At 71.5% G+C, this 17259-nt stretch carries 14 protein-coding genes and 2 pseudogenes; 4 read left to right on the top strand and 12 right to left on the bottom strand.

Features of this window, described 5'->3' with window-relative positions:
* Positions 1–58: 58 nt before the first annotated feature.
* Genes JIX55_RS26350 through pdhA form a run of 3 tightly spaced genes read right to left on the bottom strand, consistent with a single transcriptional unit; the run spans position 59 to position 3536 of the window.
* Entirely contained in the window at positions 59–1399 is a 1341-nt protein-coding gene (locus tag JIX55_RS26350) for a dihydrolipoamide acetyltransferase family protein (RefSeq protein ID WP_257565736.1), read from the bottom strand.
* Entirely contained in the window at positions 1399–2403 is a 1005-nt protein-coding gene (locus tag JIX55_RS26345; protein ID WP_257565735.1) for an alpha-ketoacid dehydrogenase subunit beta, read from the bottom strand. The genes JIX55_RS26350 and JIX55_RS26345 overlap by 1 nt, the downstream gene beginning before the upstream one ends.
* Positions 2400–3536 carry a pyruvate dehydrogenase (acetyl-transferring) E1 component subunit alpha gene (gene pdhA, locus JIX55_RS26340; protein ID WP_257565734.1) on the bottom strand — a complete coding sequence of 379 codons (1137 nt, stop codon included), beginning with the start codon at positions 3534–3536 and terminating at the stop codon, positions 2400–2402. The genes JIX55_RS26345 and pdhA overlap by 4 nt, the downstream gene beginning before the upstream one ends.
* A gap of 190 nt (positions 3537–3726) precedes the next feature.
* On the opposite strand from pdhA, the gene JIX55_RS26335 reads away from it, so the two are divergent.
* A complete protein-coding gene (locus JIX55_RS26335) occupies positions 3727–4212 on the top strand; it encodes an Lrp/AsnC family transcriptional regulator (RefSeq protein ID WP_257569492.1) in 486 nt (161 codons plus the stop codon).
* A 61-nt stretch (positions 4213–4273) separates the two neighbouring features.
* On the opposite strand, the gene JIX55_RS26330 is transcribed toward JIX55_RS26335, so the two are convergent.
* Together JIX55_RS26330 and JIX55_RS26325 are read right to left on the bottom strand one after the other, a co-directional pair.
* The gene (locus tag JIX55_RS26330) at positions 4274–4864 is read right to left on the bottom strand and encodes a TetR/AcrR family transcriptional regulator (protein WP_257565733.1); all 591 of its coding nucleotides are present in this window, start codon (positions 4862–4864) and stop codon (positions 4274–4276) included.
* Positions 4861–6378, bottom strand: a complete 1518-nt coding sequence (locus JIX55_RS26325) for a 3-hydroxyacyl-CoA dehydrogenase (RefSeq protein ID WP_257565732.1) — start codon at positions 6376–6378, stop codon at positions 4861–4863. Before JIX55_RS26325 ends, JIX55_RS26330 begins: the two co-directional genes overlap by 4 nt.
* 147 nt (positions 6379–6525) lie before the next feature.
* Here JIX55_RS26325 and paaN point away from each other — a divergent pair, with 147 nt between their 5' ends.
* On the top strand, positions 6526–8232 hold the full coding sequence (paaN, locus tag JIX55_RS26320; RefSeq protein WP_257565731.1) for a phenylacetic acid degradation protein PaaN: 1707 nt from the start codon (positions 6526–6528) through the stop codon (positions 8230–8232).
* Positions 8233–8325: 93 nt separating this feature from the next.
* Here paaN and JIX55_RS26315 read toward each other — a convergent pair whose 3' ends face one another.
* Genes JIX55_RS26315 through JIX55_RS26305 form a run of 3 tightly spaced genes read right to left on the bottom strand, consistent with a single transcriptional unit; the run spans position 8326 to position 11338 of the window.
* On the bottom strand, positions 8326–9108 hold the full coding sequence (locus JIX55_RS26315) for a TrmH family RNA methyltransferase (protein ID WP_257565730.1): 783 nt from the start codon (positions 9106–9108) through the stop codon (positions 8326–8328).
* Positions 9105–10397, bottom strand: a complete 1293-nt coding sequence (locus tag JIX55_RS26310) for an HTTM domain-containing protein (RefSeq protein ID WP_443046528.1) — start codon at positions 10395–10397, stop codon at positions 9105–9107. The genes JIX55_RS26315 and JIX55_RS26310 overlap by 4 nt, the downstream gene beginning before the upstream one ends.
* Positions 10398–10402: 5 nt before the next feature.
* Positions 10403–11338, bottom strand: a complete 936-nt coding sequence (locus JIX55_RS26305; RefSeq protein ID WP_257565729.1) for a DUF5819 family protein — start codon at positions 11336–11338, stop codon at positions 10403–10405.
* Between the two features lie 405 nt (positions 11339–11743).
* On the opposite strand from JIX55_RS26305, the gene JIX55_RS26300 reads away from it, so the two are divergent.
* The gene (locus JIX55_RS26300) at positions 11744–12943 is read left to right on the top strand and encodes an acyl-CoA dehydrogenase family protein (protein WP_257565728.1); all 1200 of its coding nucleotides are present in this window, start codon (positions 11744–11746) and stop codon (positions 12941–12943) included.
* Between the two features lie 132 nt (positions 12944–13075).
* Here JIX55_RS26300 and JIX55_RS26295 read toward each other — a convergent pair whose 3' ends face one another.
* The 4 genes and pseudogenes from JIX55_RS26295 to JIX55_RS50935 form a co-directional block, all read right to left on the bottom strand.
* The gene (locus JIX55_RS26295) at positions 13076–13405 is read right to left on the bottom strand and encodes a rhodanese-like domain-containing protein (protein ID WP_257569490.1); all 330 of its coding nucleotides are present in this window, start codon (positions 13403–13405) and stop codon (positions 13076–13078) included.
* 94 nt (positions 13406–13499) lie between these two features.
* Positions 13500–14453, bottom strand: coding sequence for a J domain-containing protein (locus JIX55_RS26290; RefSeq protein WP_257565727.1), 954 nt, complete (start codon positions 14451–14453; stop codon positions 13500–13502).
* A gap of 240 nt (positions 14454–14693) precedes the next feature.
* Positions 14694–16178: a DUF2252 domain-containing protein gene (locus JIX55_RS26285; RefSeq protein WP_443046721.1), complete on the bottom strand. Its 1485-nt coding sequence runs from the start codon at positions 16176–16178 to the stop codon at positions 14694–14696.
* A gap of 189 nt (positions 16179–16367) precedes the next feature.
* Positions 16368–16698: pseudogene (locus JIX55_RS50935) on the bottom strand (winged helix-turn-helix transcriptional regulator); the annotation flags it as partial.
* 144 nt (positions 16699–16842) lie between these two features.
* On the opposite strand from JIX55_RS50935, the pseudogene JIX55_RS26275 reads away from it, so the two are divergent.
* Positions 16843–17109: pseudogene (locus tag JIX55_RS26275) on the top strand (NAD(P)H-dependent oxidoreductase); the annotation flags it as partial.
* Positions 17110–17259 lie beyond the last annotated feature (150 nt).

Below are 17259 nucleotides of genomic sequence, written 5' to 3'. Positions count from 1 at the left end.
GTGTCGACGGGCATGCCGGTGATCAAGGCCAGTGATCGCCGACAGGCGAAGCCGGTGATCAGAGCGTGCGCAACAGCACCGCCGGCTGTTCGACACAGTCCGCCACGTACCGCAGGAAGCCGCCCGCCGTGCCGCCGTCGCACACCCGGTGGTCGAAGGTGAGCGAGAGCTGGACGACCTTCCGTACCGCCAGCTCACCCTGGTGAACCCAGGGCCTGGGGACGATACGGCCGACGCCGAGCATGGCGGCCTCGGGGTGGTTGATGATCGGCGTGGAGCCGTCGACGCCGAAGACGCCGTAGTTGTTCAACGTGAAGGTCCCGCCGGTCAGCTGGCCGGGCGTCAGCGTCCCCGTCCGCGCCGCCTCGGTCAGCCGGGCGAACTCGGCGCTGAGCGACTCCGTGTCCCTGGCATGGGCGTCCCGCACGACGGGCACGACCAGCCCCCGTTCGGTCTGCGCGGCGAACCCGAGGTGCACCTGGTCGAGCCGTACGACCTCGCGGGCCTCCATGTCGACCGTCGAGTTGAGCTCCGGGAAGCGGGCCAGGGCGGCGGTGCAGATCCGGGCGAGCAGTGCGAGAAGGGAGATCTTGGGGCCGCCGGCCGCGTTCATGGCCGTACGGGCGTTCATGAGTTCCGTGGCGTCGGCGTCCACCCAGCAGGTGGCGTCCGGGATCTCGCGCCGGCTGCGGGAGAGCTTGTCGGCGACAGCGCCTCGGATGCCGCGGAGGGGGATGCGGGTGCCGGAGGGGGTCTCAGCGGGCGCGGGCTGCGCGACAGGCGCGGCGACGGGCTGCGCGGTCACGGTCTGCGGCGCCTGCATGGAGGTCGTGGCGGTCCGCACCGCGTGCTCCACATCCGCCCGCATGATCAGCCCCTCGGGGCCCGAGCCGTGCAACGTCCGCAGGTCCAGGCCGTTCTCGCGGGCGAGTCGGCGGACGAGCGGGGAGATGACCGGCACGGGTCCGTCCGGTCGTTCGGGGGCGGCGACCGGCGCGCCCGCGGTCTCGACGGCCGCGGCCCGTACCGCGGATGTCGCGGACCGGACGGGCTCCCCCGGCCGTACCCGCCTGCGCCGCGCCGGAGGCGCTCCCGTGCCGTATCCGACCAGCACGTTCCCGGAGCCCTCGTCGGCGGTGACTCCGGAGGCGGGCGCGCCCACGGCGACGGTCAACAGCGGGGCCCCGACGGGCAGTTCCGTGCCCTCCTCGCCGAAGCGGGCGGTGACGACGCCGCCGTAGGGGCAGGGGACCTCGACCATCGCCTTGGCCGTCTCGACCTCGACGACCGGCTGGTCGATCGCGACGACGTCCCCGACCTGGACCAGCCAGCGGACGATCTCGGCCTCGGTGAGTCCCTCGCCGAGGTCGGGCAGCTTGAACTCCAGCACCTGGGCCATCAGTTCTCCGCCTCCCACTGCAGACGCCCCACAGCGTCCAGGATCCGGTCGACGCCGGGCAGATGGTGGCGCTCCAGCATCGGCGGCGGGTAGGGGATGTCGAACCCGGCGACGCGCAGCACGGGCGCCTCCAGATGGTGGAAGCAGCGCTCGGTGACCCGCGCCGCGATCTCGCCGCCCGGGCCGCCGTAGGAGCCGGACTCGTGGACGACGACCGCGCGTCCGGTCCGCCGTACCGACGCGGCGACCGTCTCGTCGTCGAAGGGCACCAGGGAGCGCAGGTCGACGACTTCGAGGTCCCAGCCCTCGGCCGTGGCCGCCTCGGCGGCCTCCAGGCAGACGGGCACGGACGGGCCGTAGGTGAGGAGCGTGGCGCTGCGGCCGACGCGGCGCACGACCGCGCGGCCGATCGGCTCGACGGTCCGGGGTTCCTCGGGGTTCCAGGAGTCCTTGGACCAGTACAGGCGCTTGGGTTCCAGGAAGACGACCGGGTCGTCGGAGGCGATGGCGGCGCGCAGCAGGCCGTAGGCGTCGGCGACGGTGGCGGGCGTGACGACATGGAGCCCGGGAGTCGCCATGTAGTACGCCTCGGAGGAGTCGCTGTGGTGCTCGACGCCGCCGATGCCGCCGCCGTACGGGACACGGATGGTGATCGGCAGCGGCATGGCGCCGCGCGTGCGGTTGCGCATGCGGGCGACATGGCTGATGAGCTGCTCGAACGCCGGGTAGGCGAACGCGTCGAACTGCATCTCCACGACCGGCCGGAGCCCGTACATGGCCATGCCGACGGCCGTGCCGAGGATGCCCGCCTCGGCTAGCGGGGTGTCGGTGACCCGGTCCTCGCCGAACTCCTTGGCGAGCCCGTCGGTGATCCGGAAGACACCGCCGAGGCTGCCGACGTCCTCACCCATGACGTGCACGGCGGGGTCGGCGGTCATGGCGTCGCGCAGGGCACGGGTGAGCGCCTGCGCCATGGTGGCGGGCTTGAGCGCGACGGTGGTCATTGGTGCGCCCCTTCTTGCTCCGCCTCCAGCTCGGCCCTGAGCAGGGCCTCCTGCTCGCGCAGTTGGGGGGTGGGCTCGGCGTACACATGGGCGAAGAGGTCCAAGGGATCGAGCACCGGGTCCTGGTTCATGCGCTCGCGCAGATCGGCGGCCATGGTCTCGGCGGCGTCGCGGGCGGCCCGGATCCCGTCCTCGTCGAGGAGTCCGCGTTCGGTCAGCTCGTGCTCCAGGAGCGCGATCGGGTCGTGCGCGCGCCAGGTCTCGACCTCGGCGTCGCCGCGGTAGCGGGTCGCGTCGTCGGCGTTGGTGTGGGCATCGATGCGGTAGGTCACCGCCTCGACCAGCGTGGGACCGCCGCCCGCGCGCGCGTGGGCCACGGCTTCGGCGAGCACCTGGTGCACGGCCGCCACGTCGTTGCCGTCGACCAGGCGGCCCGGCATCCCGTAGCCGACGGCCTTGTGGGCCAGCGACGGGGCGGCGGTCTGCTTGGCGAGCGGGACGGAGATCGCGAAGCCGTTGTTCTGAACGAGAAAGACGACCGGGGCCTGCCAGACGGCGGCGAAGTTGAGCGCCTCGTGGAAGTCGCCCTCGCTGGTGCCGCCGTCACCGACCAGGGCGAGCGCGACCACGTCGTCGCCCTTGAGACGGGCGGCGTGCGCGAGGCCCACGGCGTGCGGGAGCTGGGTGGCGAGCGGAGTGCACAGGGGCGCGATGCGGTGCTCGTGCGGGTCGTAGCCGGTGTGCCAGTCGCCGCGCAGCAGCGTGAGCGCCTGCACCGGGTCGAGGCCGCGGGCGACGGCGGCGAGCGTGTCGCGGTAGCTCGGGAAGAGCCAGTCGCGCTCCTGAAGGACCAGCGCGGCGGCGACCTCGCAGGCCTCCTGGCCGGTGCTGGAGGGGTAGACGGCGAGCCTGCCCTGCTTCGTCAGGGCCGTGGCCTGCGCGTTGTAGCGGCGGCCGCGCACCAGCTCGGCGTAGAGCCGGCGCAGCAGCGCGGGGTCGGCGTCGGCCGCCGCGTCGGTGCCGAGCACGCGGTACGGCAGCGCGTCGGGCAGCAGCGGCGCGGGGTCCGTGCGGGGCTGCCAGGCGGGCGGCGGTGTCGGGCGGTACGCGCCCCGCTGCTCCATGACCGTCATACGGCACCTCCTCGTGGGAGTGGCTTCTGGGACGCGGCACGGTTGTGACGCGTCTCACCTACCGATTGTTCGGTCGCTGACGCATTTTGGCTACAGGCACCCTCAGGCTGTGGACAAACGGTTCTGCACAGCCTGCAATGAACGCAGTACGTCCATGGTAGGGAGGCGGGGGCACATGGCACCTGAACAAATGGCCGAGCCGCCGGAGCACGGCCCGGCCCTGCCGCCCCCTAGACCGCTGGACGCCATAGATCAGGACATCCTGCGCATGCTCCGGGCCGACGGCCGCGCCTCGATACGGTCCGTCGCCGAACGAGTCCACGTCTCCCGCGCCAACGCCTACGCCCGTATCAACCGCCTCATCGAGGACGGCGTGATCCGCGGCTTCGGGGCGCGCGTGAACCACGAGCGCGCCGGAAAAGGCACGTCCGCCTACGTCACCCTCAAAATCGTGCAGAACTCCTGGCGCACGGTCCGCGAGCAGCTGCGCCAGCTGTCCGGGGCCGCCCACATCGCGCTGGTGGGCGGCGACTACGACGTCCTGCTGCTGGTGCACACCTCGGACAACCGGGCCCTGCGCGAGGTCGTCCTCACCAAGCTCCAGGCCATCCCGGAGGTGCTCAGTACGCGCACGCTGCTCGTGTTCGAGGAGGAGGACGTGGAACCGGAGGGCTGATCAACTCCCGAGCTCCAGGCTCAGGCCCAGACCCTGGCCCTGGCCCCTCGGAGGGGACCGATCAGTCCGGGGCGCGCAGACCCGTGAAGACCAGGTGCGCCACCGCGTCGGACACTTCCCGCTCGCCCATGCCCCGCCCGTCCGGCCGGTACCACTCCACGATCGAGTTGATCATCCCGAAGACGAGCCGGGTCGCGAGCCGCACCTCCACGTCACCGCGAACGTCGCCGTCGGCGGCCGCGGCCTTCAGCAGCTCGGCGACCTGGTGGTCGAAGTCGCGGCGCCGCTCCAGGGCCCAGCGCTCGGTGTCGGTGTTGCCGCGCACACGCAGCAGCAGCGTCACGTACGGCAGTTCGTTGAGAAGCACCTCGACCATGCGCCGGACGACGTGCTCCAGCCGCTCCACCGCACGTCCCACGCGCGCGGGTTCCTCGTCGAGGATCCCGAAGAGACCGTCCAGCGCCCGGCTGACGGCCCGGCGCAACAGCTCCTCCTTACCCGCGACGTGGTGGTATATCGACGACTTGGAGATACCGGCCGCCTTGGAGAGGTGCTCCATGGAGGTGCCGTCGTAGCCGCGCTCGTTGAAGACCCGGACGGCGACGGAGAGCAGGGTCTCCGGGGTGTACGTGTCGCGCTTGGCGGTGGTCATGAGGAGGTGCCCTCCCGCTTGTCGGAGGCGTAGGCGTGGCGGTACAGCGCGAGGGACGGCGCGTAGCGCCCGGAGGGGTCGCGCAGGTGCAGGTCGTCCAGGAGGGCGTACGCCCAGTTGCGGCCCAGCCTGCGGCTCCATTCGAAGGGCCCTAGCGGGTAGTTGACGCCCAGGCGCATCGCCGTGTCGATGTCCTCCTCGGTGGCCACACCCTTGGCCACCGCGTCGTGCGCGAGGTCGACGATCCGGGCCACCGTACGGGCGACGATCATGCCGGGAGCGTCCCCGATGACGCTGACGTCCTTGCCGAGCGCCTGGAAGAGCCCGGTGGCCTCGTGGAGGGTCTGCTGGGAGGTGTCCTGGGAGGCGGACAGGGCGATCCGAGTGGCCCTGCGGTAGTCGAGCGCGAGGTCGAAGTAGACGACGTCCCGGAACTCCACGGAGGTCTGGCCGTCCGCGAGGGCCAGCTGACCGCCGCCCGGCAGGACGATCCGGGTGCCGTGGTCCTCCTCGTCCTCACGGACGGCGATGCCCGCCTCCCGGATCAGCGCGAGCAGTTCGGAGGCGGGGCCGAGGTCCCCCTCGGCGACGACGTACGCGGGCGCCGCGACCGGCTCGGCGGTGTGCGGCTCCGGCCGCTCGGCACCGTCCCCGTACTCGTACCAGCCCTGCCCCGTCTTCCGGCCGAGCCGGCCGGACTCCACGAGCCGCCGCTGGGCCAGCGAGGGCGTGAAGCGCACATCCTGGAAGAAGGCCTGCCACACGGAGTGGGTGACGGACTCGTTGACGTCCTGCCCAATGAGGTCGGTCAGTTCGAACGCGCCCATCTTGAACCCGCCGCACTCACGCAGGATCGCGTCGATGGTGACGGGCTCGGCCGCCTGCGCCTCGTACACCGCGAAGGCCTCGGCGTAGAACGGCCGTGCGAGGCGGTTGACGATGAAGCCGGGGGTGTCCGCGCAGGCGACCGGCGTCTTGCCCCAGGCGCGGGCCGTCTCGTACGCGCGCGTGGCCGACCCGAAATCGGTCGCGAACCCGGAGACGACCTCGACGAGGGGCAGCAGCGGCGCCGGGTTGAAGAAGTGCAGGCCCACGCAACGGCCCGGGTTGCGCAGGGCGCCGGCGATGGCCGTGACGGACAGCGAGGAGGTGTTGGTGGCGAGCAGACAGTCTTCGCCGACGACGTCCTCCAGCGCGCGGAACAGCTCCTGCTTGACGTCCAGCCGCTCCAGGACCGCCTCGACGACCAGGGCACAGTCCGCGAGGTCGGCGAGGCTCTCCGCGGCGTGCAGCCGAGCGCGCGCGGCGTCCCGGTCGGCGCCGCTCAGGCGGTCCTTCGCGACGAGCCGGTCGAGCCGCGCGCCGATCGCCTCGGCCGCCTCCTGTGCGCGACCAGGGACGACGTCGAACAGTCGTACGGGGTGGCCCGCTACCAGCGCGACCTGGGCGATGCCCTGGCCCATGGTGCCGGTGCCGACGACGGCCACGGGGCTGCTGAGGTCGAGTGCTGTCATGTGCGCGATCCTCCCGCACGGGGTTGTCCACAGATGAGGCGGACCCCCTTGTCCCGACCGATCGTTCGGTTACTCTAACTCTGTCCGCCTGTTCCTGCCCAGGTCAGAGCTCAAAGAAGAGCCCCTGACGTGAGGAGTTGGTCAAGCATGGCCGCCGAACCGTCCGCGCACACCTTGATCGCCAAGCACCGGCCCACCCTCGACCAGGCGCTGGAGACGATCCGCACACGCGCGTACTGGTCGCCCCACCCCGAGCACCCCAAGGCGTACGGCGAGAACGGCAGCCTGGGCATGGCCGAGGGCAAGGCCGCCTTCGACGCCCTCCTCGGCACCCGCCTCGACCTCGGCCAGCCCGGCACCGACGACTGGGTCGGCGGCGAGATCTCCCCGTACGGCATCGAACTGGGCGTCACCTACCCGCACGCCGACATCGACACGCTGCTGCCCGCCATGAAGGCCGGCCAGCGCGCGTGGCGCGACGCGGGCGCTCAGGCGCGCGCGGCGGTGTGCCTGGAGATCCTCAAGCGGATCAGCGACCGCACCCACGAGTTCGCCCACGCCGTCATGCACACCAGCGGCCAAGCCTTCATGATGGCCTTCCAGGCAGGCGGCCCACACGCCCAGGACCGCGGCCTGGAAGCGGTGGCGTACGCGTACGCGGAGCAGGTCCGCACCCCCGACAGCGCCGAGTGGACCAAGCCCCAGGGCAAGCGCGACCCGCTCGCGCTCACCAAGCGGTTCACGCCCGTCCCGCGCGGCATCGCCCTGGTCATCGGCTGCAACACCTTCCCGACATGGAACGGCTACCCGGGCCTGTTCGCCTCCCTCGCCACCGGCAACGCGGTCCTCGTCAAGCCCCACCCGCGCGCGGTCCTGCCGCTCGCCCTCACCGTCCAGGTCGCCCGCGAGGTCCTCACCGAAGCCGGCTTCGACCCCAACCTGGTCGCACTGGCCGCCGAACACCCCGGCGAAGGCATCGCCAAGAACCTGGCCACCCGCCCCGAGATCCGCATCATCGACTACACCGGATCCACCTCGTTCGGCGACTGGCTGGAGGCCAACGCCCGCCAGGCGGAGGTCTACACGGAGAAGGCCGGCGTCAACACGGTGCTCGTCGACTCCACCGACAACTACAAGGGCATGCTCTCCAACCTGGCCTTCTCCCTGTCCCTCTACAGCGGCCAGATGTGCACCACACCGCAGAACCTGCTCATCCCCCGCGACGGCATCACCACCGACGAAGGCCCCAAGTCCTACGACGAGGTCGTCGCCGACCTCGCCAAGTCGGTCGGCGGCCTGCTGGGCGACGACGCCCGCGCGAACGCCCTGCTCGGCGCGATCGTGAACCCCGACGTCAAGGCCCGCCTCGAAGCCGCCGCGTCATTCGGCGAAGTCGCCCTCGCCTCACGGGAGATCAGCAACCCCGACTTCCCGGACGCGGTCGTCCGTACGCCGGTGATCGTGAAGCTCGACGGCGCGCGGAAGTACTGGGAGCGGACCGACGACGAGGCCGCGTACATGAGCGAGTGCTTCGGGCCCGTGTCGTTCGCCGTCGCCGTCGACTCGGCCGCGGACGCGGTGGAGTTGCTCCGCCGGACCATCAGCGACAAGGGCGCGATGACCGTCGGCGCGTACACCACCTCCGGTGAGGTGGCCGAGGCCGTCGAGGAGGCCTGCCTGGAGGAGTGCGCGCAGTTGTCGCTGAACCTCACGGGCGGGGTCTACGTGAACCAGACCGCGGCGTTCTCCGACTTCCACGGGTCGGGCGGGAACCCTGCCGCGAATGCCGCGCTGTGTGATGGGGCGTTCGTGGCCAATCGCTTCCGGGTGGTGGAAGTTCGGCGCGAGGCGTAAGCAGTCGCTCAGGGCGTGGGGCGGCTGCGGGCCTGTTGCGGCTGGTCGCGCAGTTCCGGAGTGCCCTCTAAGGGGCACTCCGGCCGGACGCGCCTAAAAGGAACCGGTACTCCAGTGGTACAGCGTCATCGCCACGCTCGTCGCCAGGTTGTAACTGGACACCTGGGGGCGCATCGGCAGCGACAGCAAGTGGTCCGCTCGGTCGCGGAGTTCCGCGGAAAGGCCACTGCGTTCGGAGCCGAAGGCCAGGACGCCGTCGTCCGGGAGCTTCAGACCCCGGATGTCCTCGCCCTCGGGGTCGAGTGCGAAGAACGGACCCGGGGGCAGCTCCGCCACCTCCAGGCGCTCCACGGCGGTCGCGAAATGCAGGCCCGCCCCGCCGCGTACGACCGTGGGATGCCAGGGGTCCAGGGTGCCCGTGGTGACCACCCCGGTCGCGCCGAAACCGGCGGCCAGCCGGATCACGGCCCCCGCGTTGCCCAGGTTGCGCGGATTGTCGAGGACGACGACGGGGGCGGTGCGCGGGGTGCGGGCGAGGGCCGCCAGGTTGGTCGCGCGCGAGGGGCGCACGGCCAGGGCGGCGACCGCGGTGGGGTGCGGGCGCGCCACGAGACCCCGGTACGTCTCCTCCGGGATCTCCCGCAGGAGGTGCGCGAGCCGGTCACGCACGTCCGGGGCCAGATCGTCGGCGAGGGCGAGCGCCGCCGCGCGGTCGGCGGTGACCGCCACCGGGACCTCAGCGCCGAAGCGCACGGCGTGCTTGAGGGCGTGGAACCCGTCGAGCAGGACGGAAGTGTCGGCGAGGCGGCGCCAGATCCGTAGGGGGTCGCCGTCGCCCACCACTTCATCCGCTGGTGCGCTCACCGGATCGTTCATGCGGTGAAGCCTACGTGCGCCTGCTCGGTCGGCTCCTTCTCCCGCAGGAGCGGTGGCTGCTCCGGCTCGCGCGAGCCCGGCAGCGTGCGGCTGCGCCCCGGCAGCACACGGCGTACGACGCGGTCACGCGTGCGGGCCACGAAGCCGCCCAGGCGCTTCAGGAAGGGCGTCGGCAGGAAGACGGCGTCGGCGGCGATCATCGCGAGCGAGAAGAACGGCAGGCCCAGCACGATGGCGATCACGGCGTGCTCGGTCATCATGACTGCCAGCAGGACGTTCTTGACGCGCCGATTGAAGAGCGTGAACGGGAACGCGACCTGCACGATCACCGTCCCGTACGTCACCAGCATCACCATCGTGCCGCTGGACGACATCAGGTCGGAGAGCGCGGCCCAGGGCGAGAAGTAGTCCAGGTGGAGCGGGTAGTAGGCGGCCGTGCCGTCCTGCCAGCGCGAGCCCTGGATCTTGTACCAGCCGGCGGCCGCGTAGATCAGACACGCCTCGGCCATGATCACGACCAGCGCGGCGTTGTGCACGAGATTGCCGATGATGTCGAGCAGCACGCGCGGCTTGACGTCCGACTCCATGAGGCCGACCGCCCACCACAGGCCGTGCACAGCCCACAGACCCCAGAAGAACGTCAGCCAGCCGCCCAGCAGGCCGCCGGGAATCAGACCGCCGAACGTCGCCACCAGCAGCGCGAACCCGAGCACGCACCACAGAGCGGGGCCAACCCTGTCCTTCGGCGCGCTCCCGTCCTGCCCCAGACGCTCGCGCGTGCGCCGTGCGCGCCGCGCATCCAGCGACCAGACCTGGGCGCAGCGAACGAACACGAGATAGATCGCCATGAGATGGATGACGTTGTCGCCGCCGTCGCCCATGAAGACGCTGCGGTTCTGCAGCGAGAGAACGCCCACCATGAAGAGCACACTCACGGCGCGGGTGCGCCAGCCGAGCAGCAGCAGAAGGGTCGACAGGATGCCGAGGGCGTAGACGATCTCGAACCACACCATGCTGTCGGACCACATCAGCACCGTGAAGGCGTCATTGTTCGCGATCAGCTGCTGGGCCAGGTCCCAGCTCCAGGGCCCGTCGGGGCCGTACAACTCGCGCCGGTGCGGGAACTCGCGCAGCAGGAACAGCAGCCAGGTCGCGGAGAAGCCGATACGGATGATCGCGCTTTGGTACGGCCCCAGCGCACGATCCGTGACCCGTGTGATCCCGTTGCCTATCGCGGCGGCGAGACGCCCCATGGGGCTCACCGGAGTGACCGGTTTGATCGGGCTCATGGAGCTCATTCGGCGCTCGCCTCCGTCCGACCGGTGACGGCCGGGCCGACGCCGTCCGCGTTGGCGGCGGCGTCCGCGTTGGCGGCGGCGTCCGTCCGGTCGTTGTCGGTCACCGACCACCAGGGCAGCTCTCGGACGACGGGCTTGTCGGACACCTTTTCCTCGCTCCATTCGGGCGACGGCACATTGGTGGTACGGGACCGGAGCTGGATCCGCTCGATCACACCGCCGGGGCCGCCGGCCTGCTCGCGGTCGAGGCGCATCACCACGATGCGGCGCACATAGCGCTCGGAGAGGCCGCCGCGTGAGCTCGTGGCGCGGTGCTCGCCGTCATGCGTGGCGACGTAGAAGTCCCAGGCCCGGCGCAGCTCGTTCTGCTGGGCGTGGCTCGGCGCCGGATTGCGGTCGATCGCGGCGCCGTCCAACGCCGACAGGTCGTACCAGCCGGTCTCACGCACCTCGCCGCCCGCGGTGCGGACCTCGGCGCGCGCCTGCACCGAGATGTTCTGCTGCAACGGGTTCGGCGCGAACAGCTTCCAGTTCTGCTCGAACTCCGGGTACACCCACTCGTCCACCGCCCGGCCATGCTGCTTCGTCAGCGTGTTCGAGGGCGCGATATGCAAAAACACCAGCCCGAGATGCGCACACGCCGCCACCGCCACGACGGCGAGCACCACCGCCACGGCGATCTGGTAGGGGAGAGTGAGCGTCGTGATACCGGTGGCCCTCTGTGCCGGTTCGGGCATGTGCTCCGGCTGCGGTTGCGGCTCCGCGGGCATGTGCTTCGGCTGCGGTCGCGGCTCCACGGGGGTGTCGGAGGCCGAAGCCTGCTCGCCGGAACCCTGGCCGACGGAAGCCTCGTCGGCGGGGCTTGCGGAGGCGGAGCCCTCGGGCTCGTCCGGCCCCCGCCGGGCGTTCGAGACCTCGTCGTACGCGTCCATTCCGCCCCGCTCCCCGATTTCCACTGTCCGGTCCACTTCCCCACCGGAACTTACTCAGCCGCGTTCCTCCGGCCCAGCCCCGATGACCACAGCAGTCACATCGTCACACCGCTCGTACGGCACCACGAGGTTATCCACAGCGGGGGACACCTTACGGCGCGGTGGTCCACCATGGGGTTGTGCCGGTCGAGCAGACCGAACGATCGGTAGATCTTTGGCCGGGCGGCTGGGCGGGCGGACGGCTGGGCGGGCGTGGCCGGCCGGGGCCCGGTGGGGCGAGGGGTGGGGGCGGGGGGATGGGGGGACGGGGGGCCCCGCCCCTCAGCCCACGCCGCACCATTCCCTTCTTCTAGAACCTGTTCTATCTTGACGCCCCGTCATCCGCGACAGGGAAGGGGCGGGACCGTGGACTTCACCTTCACCGAAGAGCAGCAGGCGGCGGCCGAGGCCGCGAGGGCGGTGTTCGCCGGGGTCGTGCCGGACGGGGTGCCGAGCCCGGCGCTCGTGCCGGGGGCCGTGGCCGACGACTTCGACCGGCCACTGTGGGCGAAGCTCGCAGACGCGGACCTGCTCAGCCTGCTGCTGGACCCCTCCTACGGCGGGTCGGGGCTCGATGCGATCGCGCTGTGCCTGGTGCTGCGCGAGTCGGCGAAGGTGCTGGCCAGGGGGCCGCTGCTGGAGAGCAGCGCGGCCGCGGTGGCCGTGCAGGCGCACGGGAGCGAAGAGTTGAAGGCGGAACTGCTCGCGCGCATCGGCCGGGGCGAGGTCGTCCTGACTGTCGCCGCGCACGGCCGCACCGGCCACGACCCGGCCGAACTCGCCGTGACCGCACGGCGGGAGGACGACGGCCTCTGGGTCCTGGACGGCGTGCAGACGGCGGTGCCGTGGGCGTACAACGCGGACTTCGTCGTCGTACCTGCGACGGTCGCACCGGAGTCGCCGGCGCCCGGTGTGTCCGCCGGTGGATCCGAGCAGGACGCGGCCGCTCTCGCCGACGGCCGGGTCGTGCTCGCGCTCGTTCCCCGTGTCCATGAGGGGGTGGCGCTCGCCGAGCAGGTGTCCACCGCCGGTGAACGGCTCGCCGAGCTGCGGCTGGAGTCGGCACGGATCGCCGCGCGGGACGTCCTCGACGCGGAGGGCGCGTGGGAACGGCTGCGACAGCTGCTGGCCACCGGGACGTGCGCGCTGGCGCTCGGGCTGGGCGAGGGCGTTCTCGGTATGACCAGCGAATACACCGGCAAACGGGAGCAATTCGGGTTCCCGATCGCCTCGTTCCAGGCGGTCGCCGTCCAGGCCGCCGACCGCTTCATCGACCTGCGCGCGATGGAGGCGACGCTGTGGCAGGCCGCCTGGCGGATCACTTCCGGTGCGGGGGGCGCGCTACCCGCGGCCGGGGATGTCGCCGTGGCCAAGATCTGGGCCTCGGAGGGTGTACGCCGGGTCGTGCAGACCGCGCAGCATCTGCACGGGGGCTTCGGCGCCGACGTCGACTACCCCCTGCACCGCTACCACGCCTGGGCCAAGCACCTCGAACTGTCACTCGGCCCCGCAGCGGCCCACGAGGAGGCACTGGGCGACCTGCTGGCGGCACACCCGCTGGGCTGAGCGCCGCGCGCGCCGGTGCTCGGGGCGCGCACGACCTGTCTGCGCGCCTCGGTGCGGCCGGTCCATACGTTCCTGGATTCCGGCCAGTCCCGACGTACGTTCCTGGATTCCGGCCGGTCCCGGCGTTGCTTCCTAGAGAACGAACCCCGCCCCGCCCTTGTCGTCCACCACCGGACGGCCGACCGCAGCCCAGACCTGCATGCCGCCGTCCACGTTCACGGCGTCGATGCCCTGCTGGACGAGGTACATGGCGACCTGCGCCGAGCGCCCGCCCGAGCGGCAGATCACATGGACCCTGCCGTCCTGCGGGGCCGCCTCGGTGAACTCGCTGTAGCGCGCCACGAACTCGCTGATGGGGATGTGCAGTGCCCCTTCAGCGTGACCCGCCTGCCACTCGTCGTCCTCTCGGACGTCCAGCAGAAAGTCGTCGTCCTTGAGGTCCGCGACCTCGACCGTGGGCACACCAGCTCCGAAATGCATGTGTACGACGCTACCCGACCGGACAGCCGACGGGCCGAGCCCCCGGCAGTCCGGCCGATCAAGGCAGACCTCCGACCTACTCCCCGCCCTCGCCGAGAAGCTCCGCCAGCTCCGCCTCACGCTGTTCAACCGCCGCCAGCAACTGGTCGGCGATCTCCTCGAGGAGACGGTCGGGGTCGTCCGGGGCGAGTCGGAGCATCGAGCCGATGGCCCCCTCCTCCAGCTCGCGGGCGACGAGGGCGAGGAGTTCCTTGCGCTGGGCGAGCCATTCGAGGCGGGCGTACAGCTCCTCGGCGCGACTGGGCCTGCGCTCCTCCGGTACGGGCCCCGCCGCCCACTCCTCGGACAGCTCCCGCAGCAGCACCTCGTCACCTCGGCCGTACGCGGCGTTGACCCGGGATATGAACTCGTCCCGCCGCTCCCGCTCCTTGTCGTCCGGCGCCAGGTCGGGGTGGGCCTTGCGGACCAGCTCGCGGTAGAGCCTGCGGGCCTCGTCGCTCGGGCGCACCCGCTCCGGAGGGCGTACGGGCTGGTCGGTGAGCATGGCGGCGGCCTCGGGGAAGAGGCCCTCCGAGTCCATCCAGCCGTGGAACAGCTCCTCCACGCCCGGCATGGGCATGACCCGGGCTCGGGCCTCCTGCGCCTTCCGCAGGTCCTCGGGGTCGCCGGTGCGCGCCGCCTTCGCCTCGGCGATCCGGGCGTCCAGTTCGTCGAGCTGCGCGTACATGGGGCCGAGCTTCTGGTGGTGCAGCCGGGAGAAGTTCTCCACCTCGACCCGGAAGGTCTCCACGGCGATCTCGTACTCGATCAGTGCCTGCTCGGCCGCCCGCACGGCCCGCTCCAGCCGCTCCTCGGGACGCTCCGGCCCCGCGCTCTCGGCGGATGCCGCATCCTCAGCGGACGCCTCACCTTCGGCAGACGCTTCCCCGTCGGCGGACGCCCTGCCTTCGGCAGGCTCCGCGCCCCCATCGGGCTCTGCGGGCTCGGTGGGGCTCTCGGACGGTGTCTGCTCGGCTTCCGGGGTCGTCACCCGACCCAGCCTAGGCCACGGCTCCGAGCCCCACCGAAAGCCACCGGGGACCCGGGAGGAAATGAGATCCCTCGCGTCGCACCCGACCGCACCGCCGACTCACCCGGCCGCACAGTCGACTCACCCGGCCGCACAGTCGGCGCATCCACTCGCACCCGAGCCGCACGGCACGCCCGTCCGCTCAAACACCCCACCAACCCAGGTGCCCCCACCGACCGGGGCGCCCAGGCAGCCCGACCATCAGACCCCCATCTCCGCCGCGATCCGCCCCGTCCGCACCGCCTCCACCAGATCCCCGTGGTCCGCTTCCGTGCGGTCCGCGTAGGTCGTGGCGAACGTGGCTATGGCCTCGTCGAGTTCGTCGTTCTTGCCGCAGTAGCCGGCGATGAGGCGGGGGTCGGCGCTGTGGGCGTGGGCGCGGGCGAGGAGGGCGCCGGTCATGCGGCCGTAGTCGTCGATCTGGTCGGCGGCCAGGGCCGCGGGGTCGACGCTGCCCTTGCGGTTGCGGAACTGGCGTACCTGGAAGGGGAGTCCGTCGACCGTGGTCCAGCCCAGCAGTATGTCGCTGACGACCTGCATGCGCTTCTGGCCGAGGACCACGCGGCGGCCCTCGTGGTCCACCTCCGGCACCTCGAAGCCGGCGGTCGCGAGGTGCGGTTCGAGCGCCGAAGCGCGGGCTTCCTTCACCTGGAGGACGAGGGGCTCGCCGCGGTGGTCCAGGAGCAGGACGACGTACGAGCGGGTGCCGACGCTGCCGGTGCCGACCACACGGAACGCCACGTCGTGCACGGCGTACCGGGCGAGCAGCGGGTGGCGGTCCTCGGAGAGCGTGGTCAGGTACTGCGCCAGTGAGGTGGCCACCGCGGTGGCCTCTTCGTCGTCGACCCGGCGCAGCACCGGCGGGGCGTCCACGAAGCGGCGGCCGCCGTCCTCCACCGGCTGGGTCGCTTTGGCCGCGAAGCGGCCGCTCGTGTTGGCGCGTGCCTTCTCCGAGACCCGATCCAGCGTGCCCAGCAGATCGTGGGCGTCGGTGTGGGAGACCAGTTCCTCGTCCGCGATGGCGTTCCACGCGTCGAGCGCCGGGAGCTTGGCGAGGAGCCGCATCGTGCGCCGGTAGGCGCCCGTCGCGTCGTACGCGGCCTTGCGGCAGACGTCCTCGTCGGCGCCCGCCTCGCGGCCGGCGAGCACCAGTGAGGCGGCGAGGCGCTTGAGGTCCCACTCCCAGGGGCCGTGCACGGTCTCGTCGAAGTCGTTGAGGTCGATGACGAGGCCGCCGCGGGCGTCCCCGTACAGGCCGAAGTTGGCCGCGTGGGCGTCGCCGCAGATCTGGGCGCCGATGCCGGTCATGGACGTATGCGCGAGGTCGTGGGCCATGAGGCCGGCCGAGCCGCGCAGGAACGCGAAGGGGGTGGCCGCCATGCGCCCGACCCGTATCGGGGTGAGGCCGGGGATCCGGCCGCGGTTGGACTCCTCCACGGCGGCCACCGCGTCCGGCCGGTCGGTGGTGAGCACGAGGTCCGCGTGTGCGCTGCGGGGCACCCGCGTGCGCAACGCCTTGCCCTCGTCCTTGGGCGATCCCTGCGAGGGCCACCGGGCGAACCCCGGCACCCCCGGCACGCGTGCGCCGACAGACCGCGGCCCCGTCGCCTCCGCCCCGGTCTCCCGGGATTCCGCCGATACCACCTCGGCCACCGGCCCCGCCGTCGTCGTACCGGCCTCGATCACACCGACCGCCTCCCCCGCACACGTCCACGCACGAACATCAACTCGTGACGACGTTACAGCCGGTCGCCGAAACGCGTCAGACCCTGTGGACAACTCTGCGCCCCGACCGTCCACACCTGTGGAAAACCAGGTCGGCGCACCGCTGACCCGCCCGGGGCGCTGCTGTCCCGACCGGCTCACCGAACTCGGAGCGTTCCCGGCCTCGGTGAGCCGGTGGACGACGCGCAGCGGTGGCCCCTCGCGGACCTCGCGCACGACCAGGCCGGCCGCGCCGAGTTCGGTGAGCCGGTCGGAGGGCATGCGCTCGCTGATGCCGCGATCGCCCTGCGCAGGTCGACGAAGTGGGCGGGGTGCGGCATGAGAACGGCCATGATCAGGCCCGTCCAGCGCTCTCCGAGCACGGGCGAACACGTGGGTGCCCGTCCAGCGCTTTCCGAGCACAGCGAACACGAACGGGTGATGCCGTCGTGACCCGTTGGCATGGTCCGGCGCCATGGATGTCCTGCTGCTCCTCCGCCATGGGACCATATCGGCGAAAAGAGGTAAGTAAATGGTTATTCGCCGTCAAGTATGGAAACGAAGCCACTTCCTTTGAAGTCCCCATGGCGTCTCTCCTGCACCTGGACTCGTCCGTGTTCCCGTCGGTGGCTCGACGTCGCGCGCGGTGACGGAGACCTTCCACAAGGCCTGGGAGGAACAGCACCCGGACGGCACGGTGGTCTGTCGCGACCTGCACGCCGGTCCTGTGCCGCACATCAGCGCCGACGCGCACACCGCCGGTTTCGCCGCCCCGCCACGCACACCGACGAGCAGGCCGCGGCCTGCACCGAGCGCGAGAAACTCATCGGCGGAGCTGGATGGAGCAGGCGGACGCGATCTGATCGGCGCGCCCATGTACAACTTCTACAACTTCTCGATCCCGGCGATCCTCAAGGCGTGGCTGGACAACGTGGTCCTCATCGGCCGCACCGCCAAGAACGAGGATGGAGGTCGACTTCATCGTCCCGCAGCTCACGATGGCCCCGCGCAACATCCATGCGCGAGCTGGTCCCGGCGCGAGCTGGTCCCGCGCTCGGATGCC

Source organism: Streptomyces sp. DSM 40750, from assembly GCF_024612035.1.
Lineage (GTDB): Bacteria > Actinomycetota > Actinomycetes > Streptomycetales > Streptomycetaceae > Streptomyces.
Note: the sequence above shows the minus strand (reverse complement) of the source record. Positions and strands in the feature narration are given on the sequence as shown.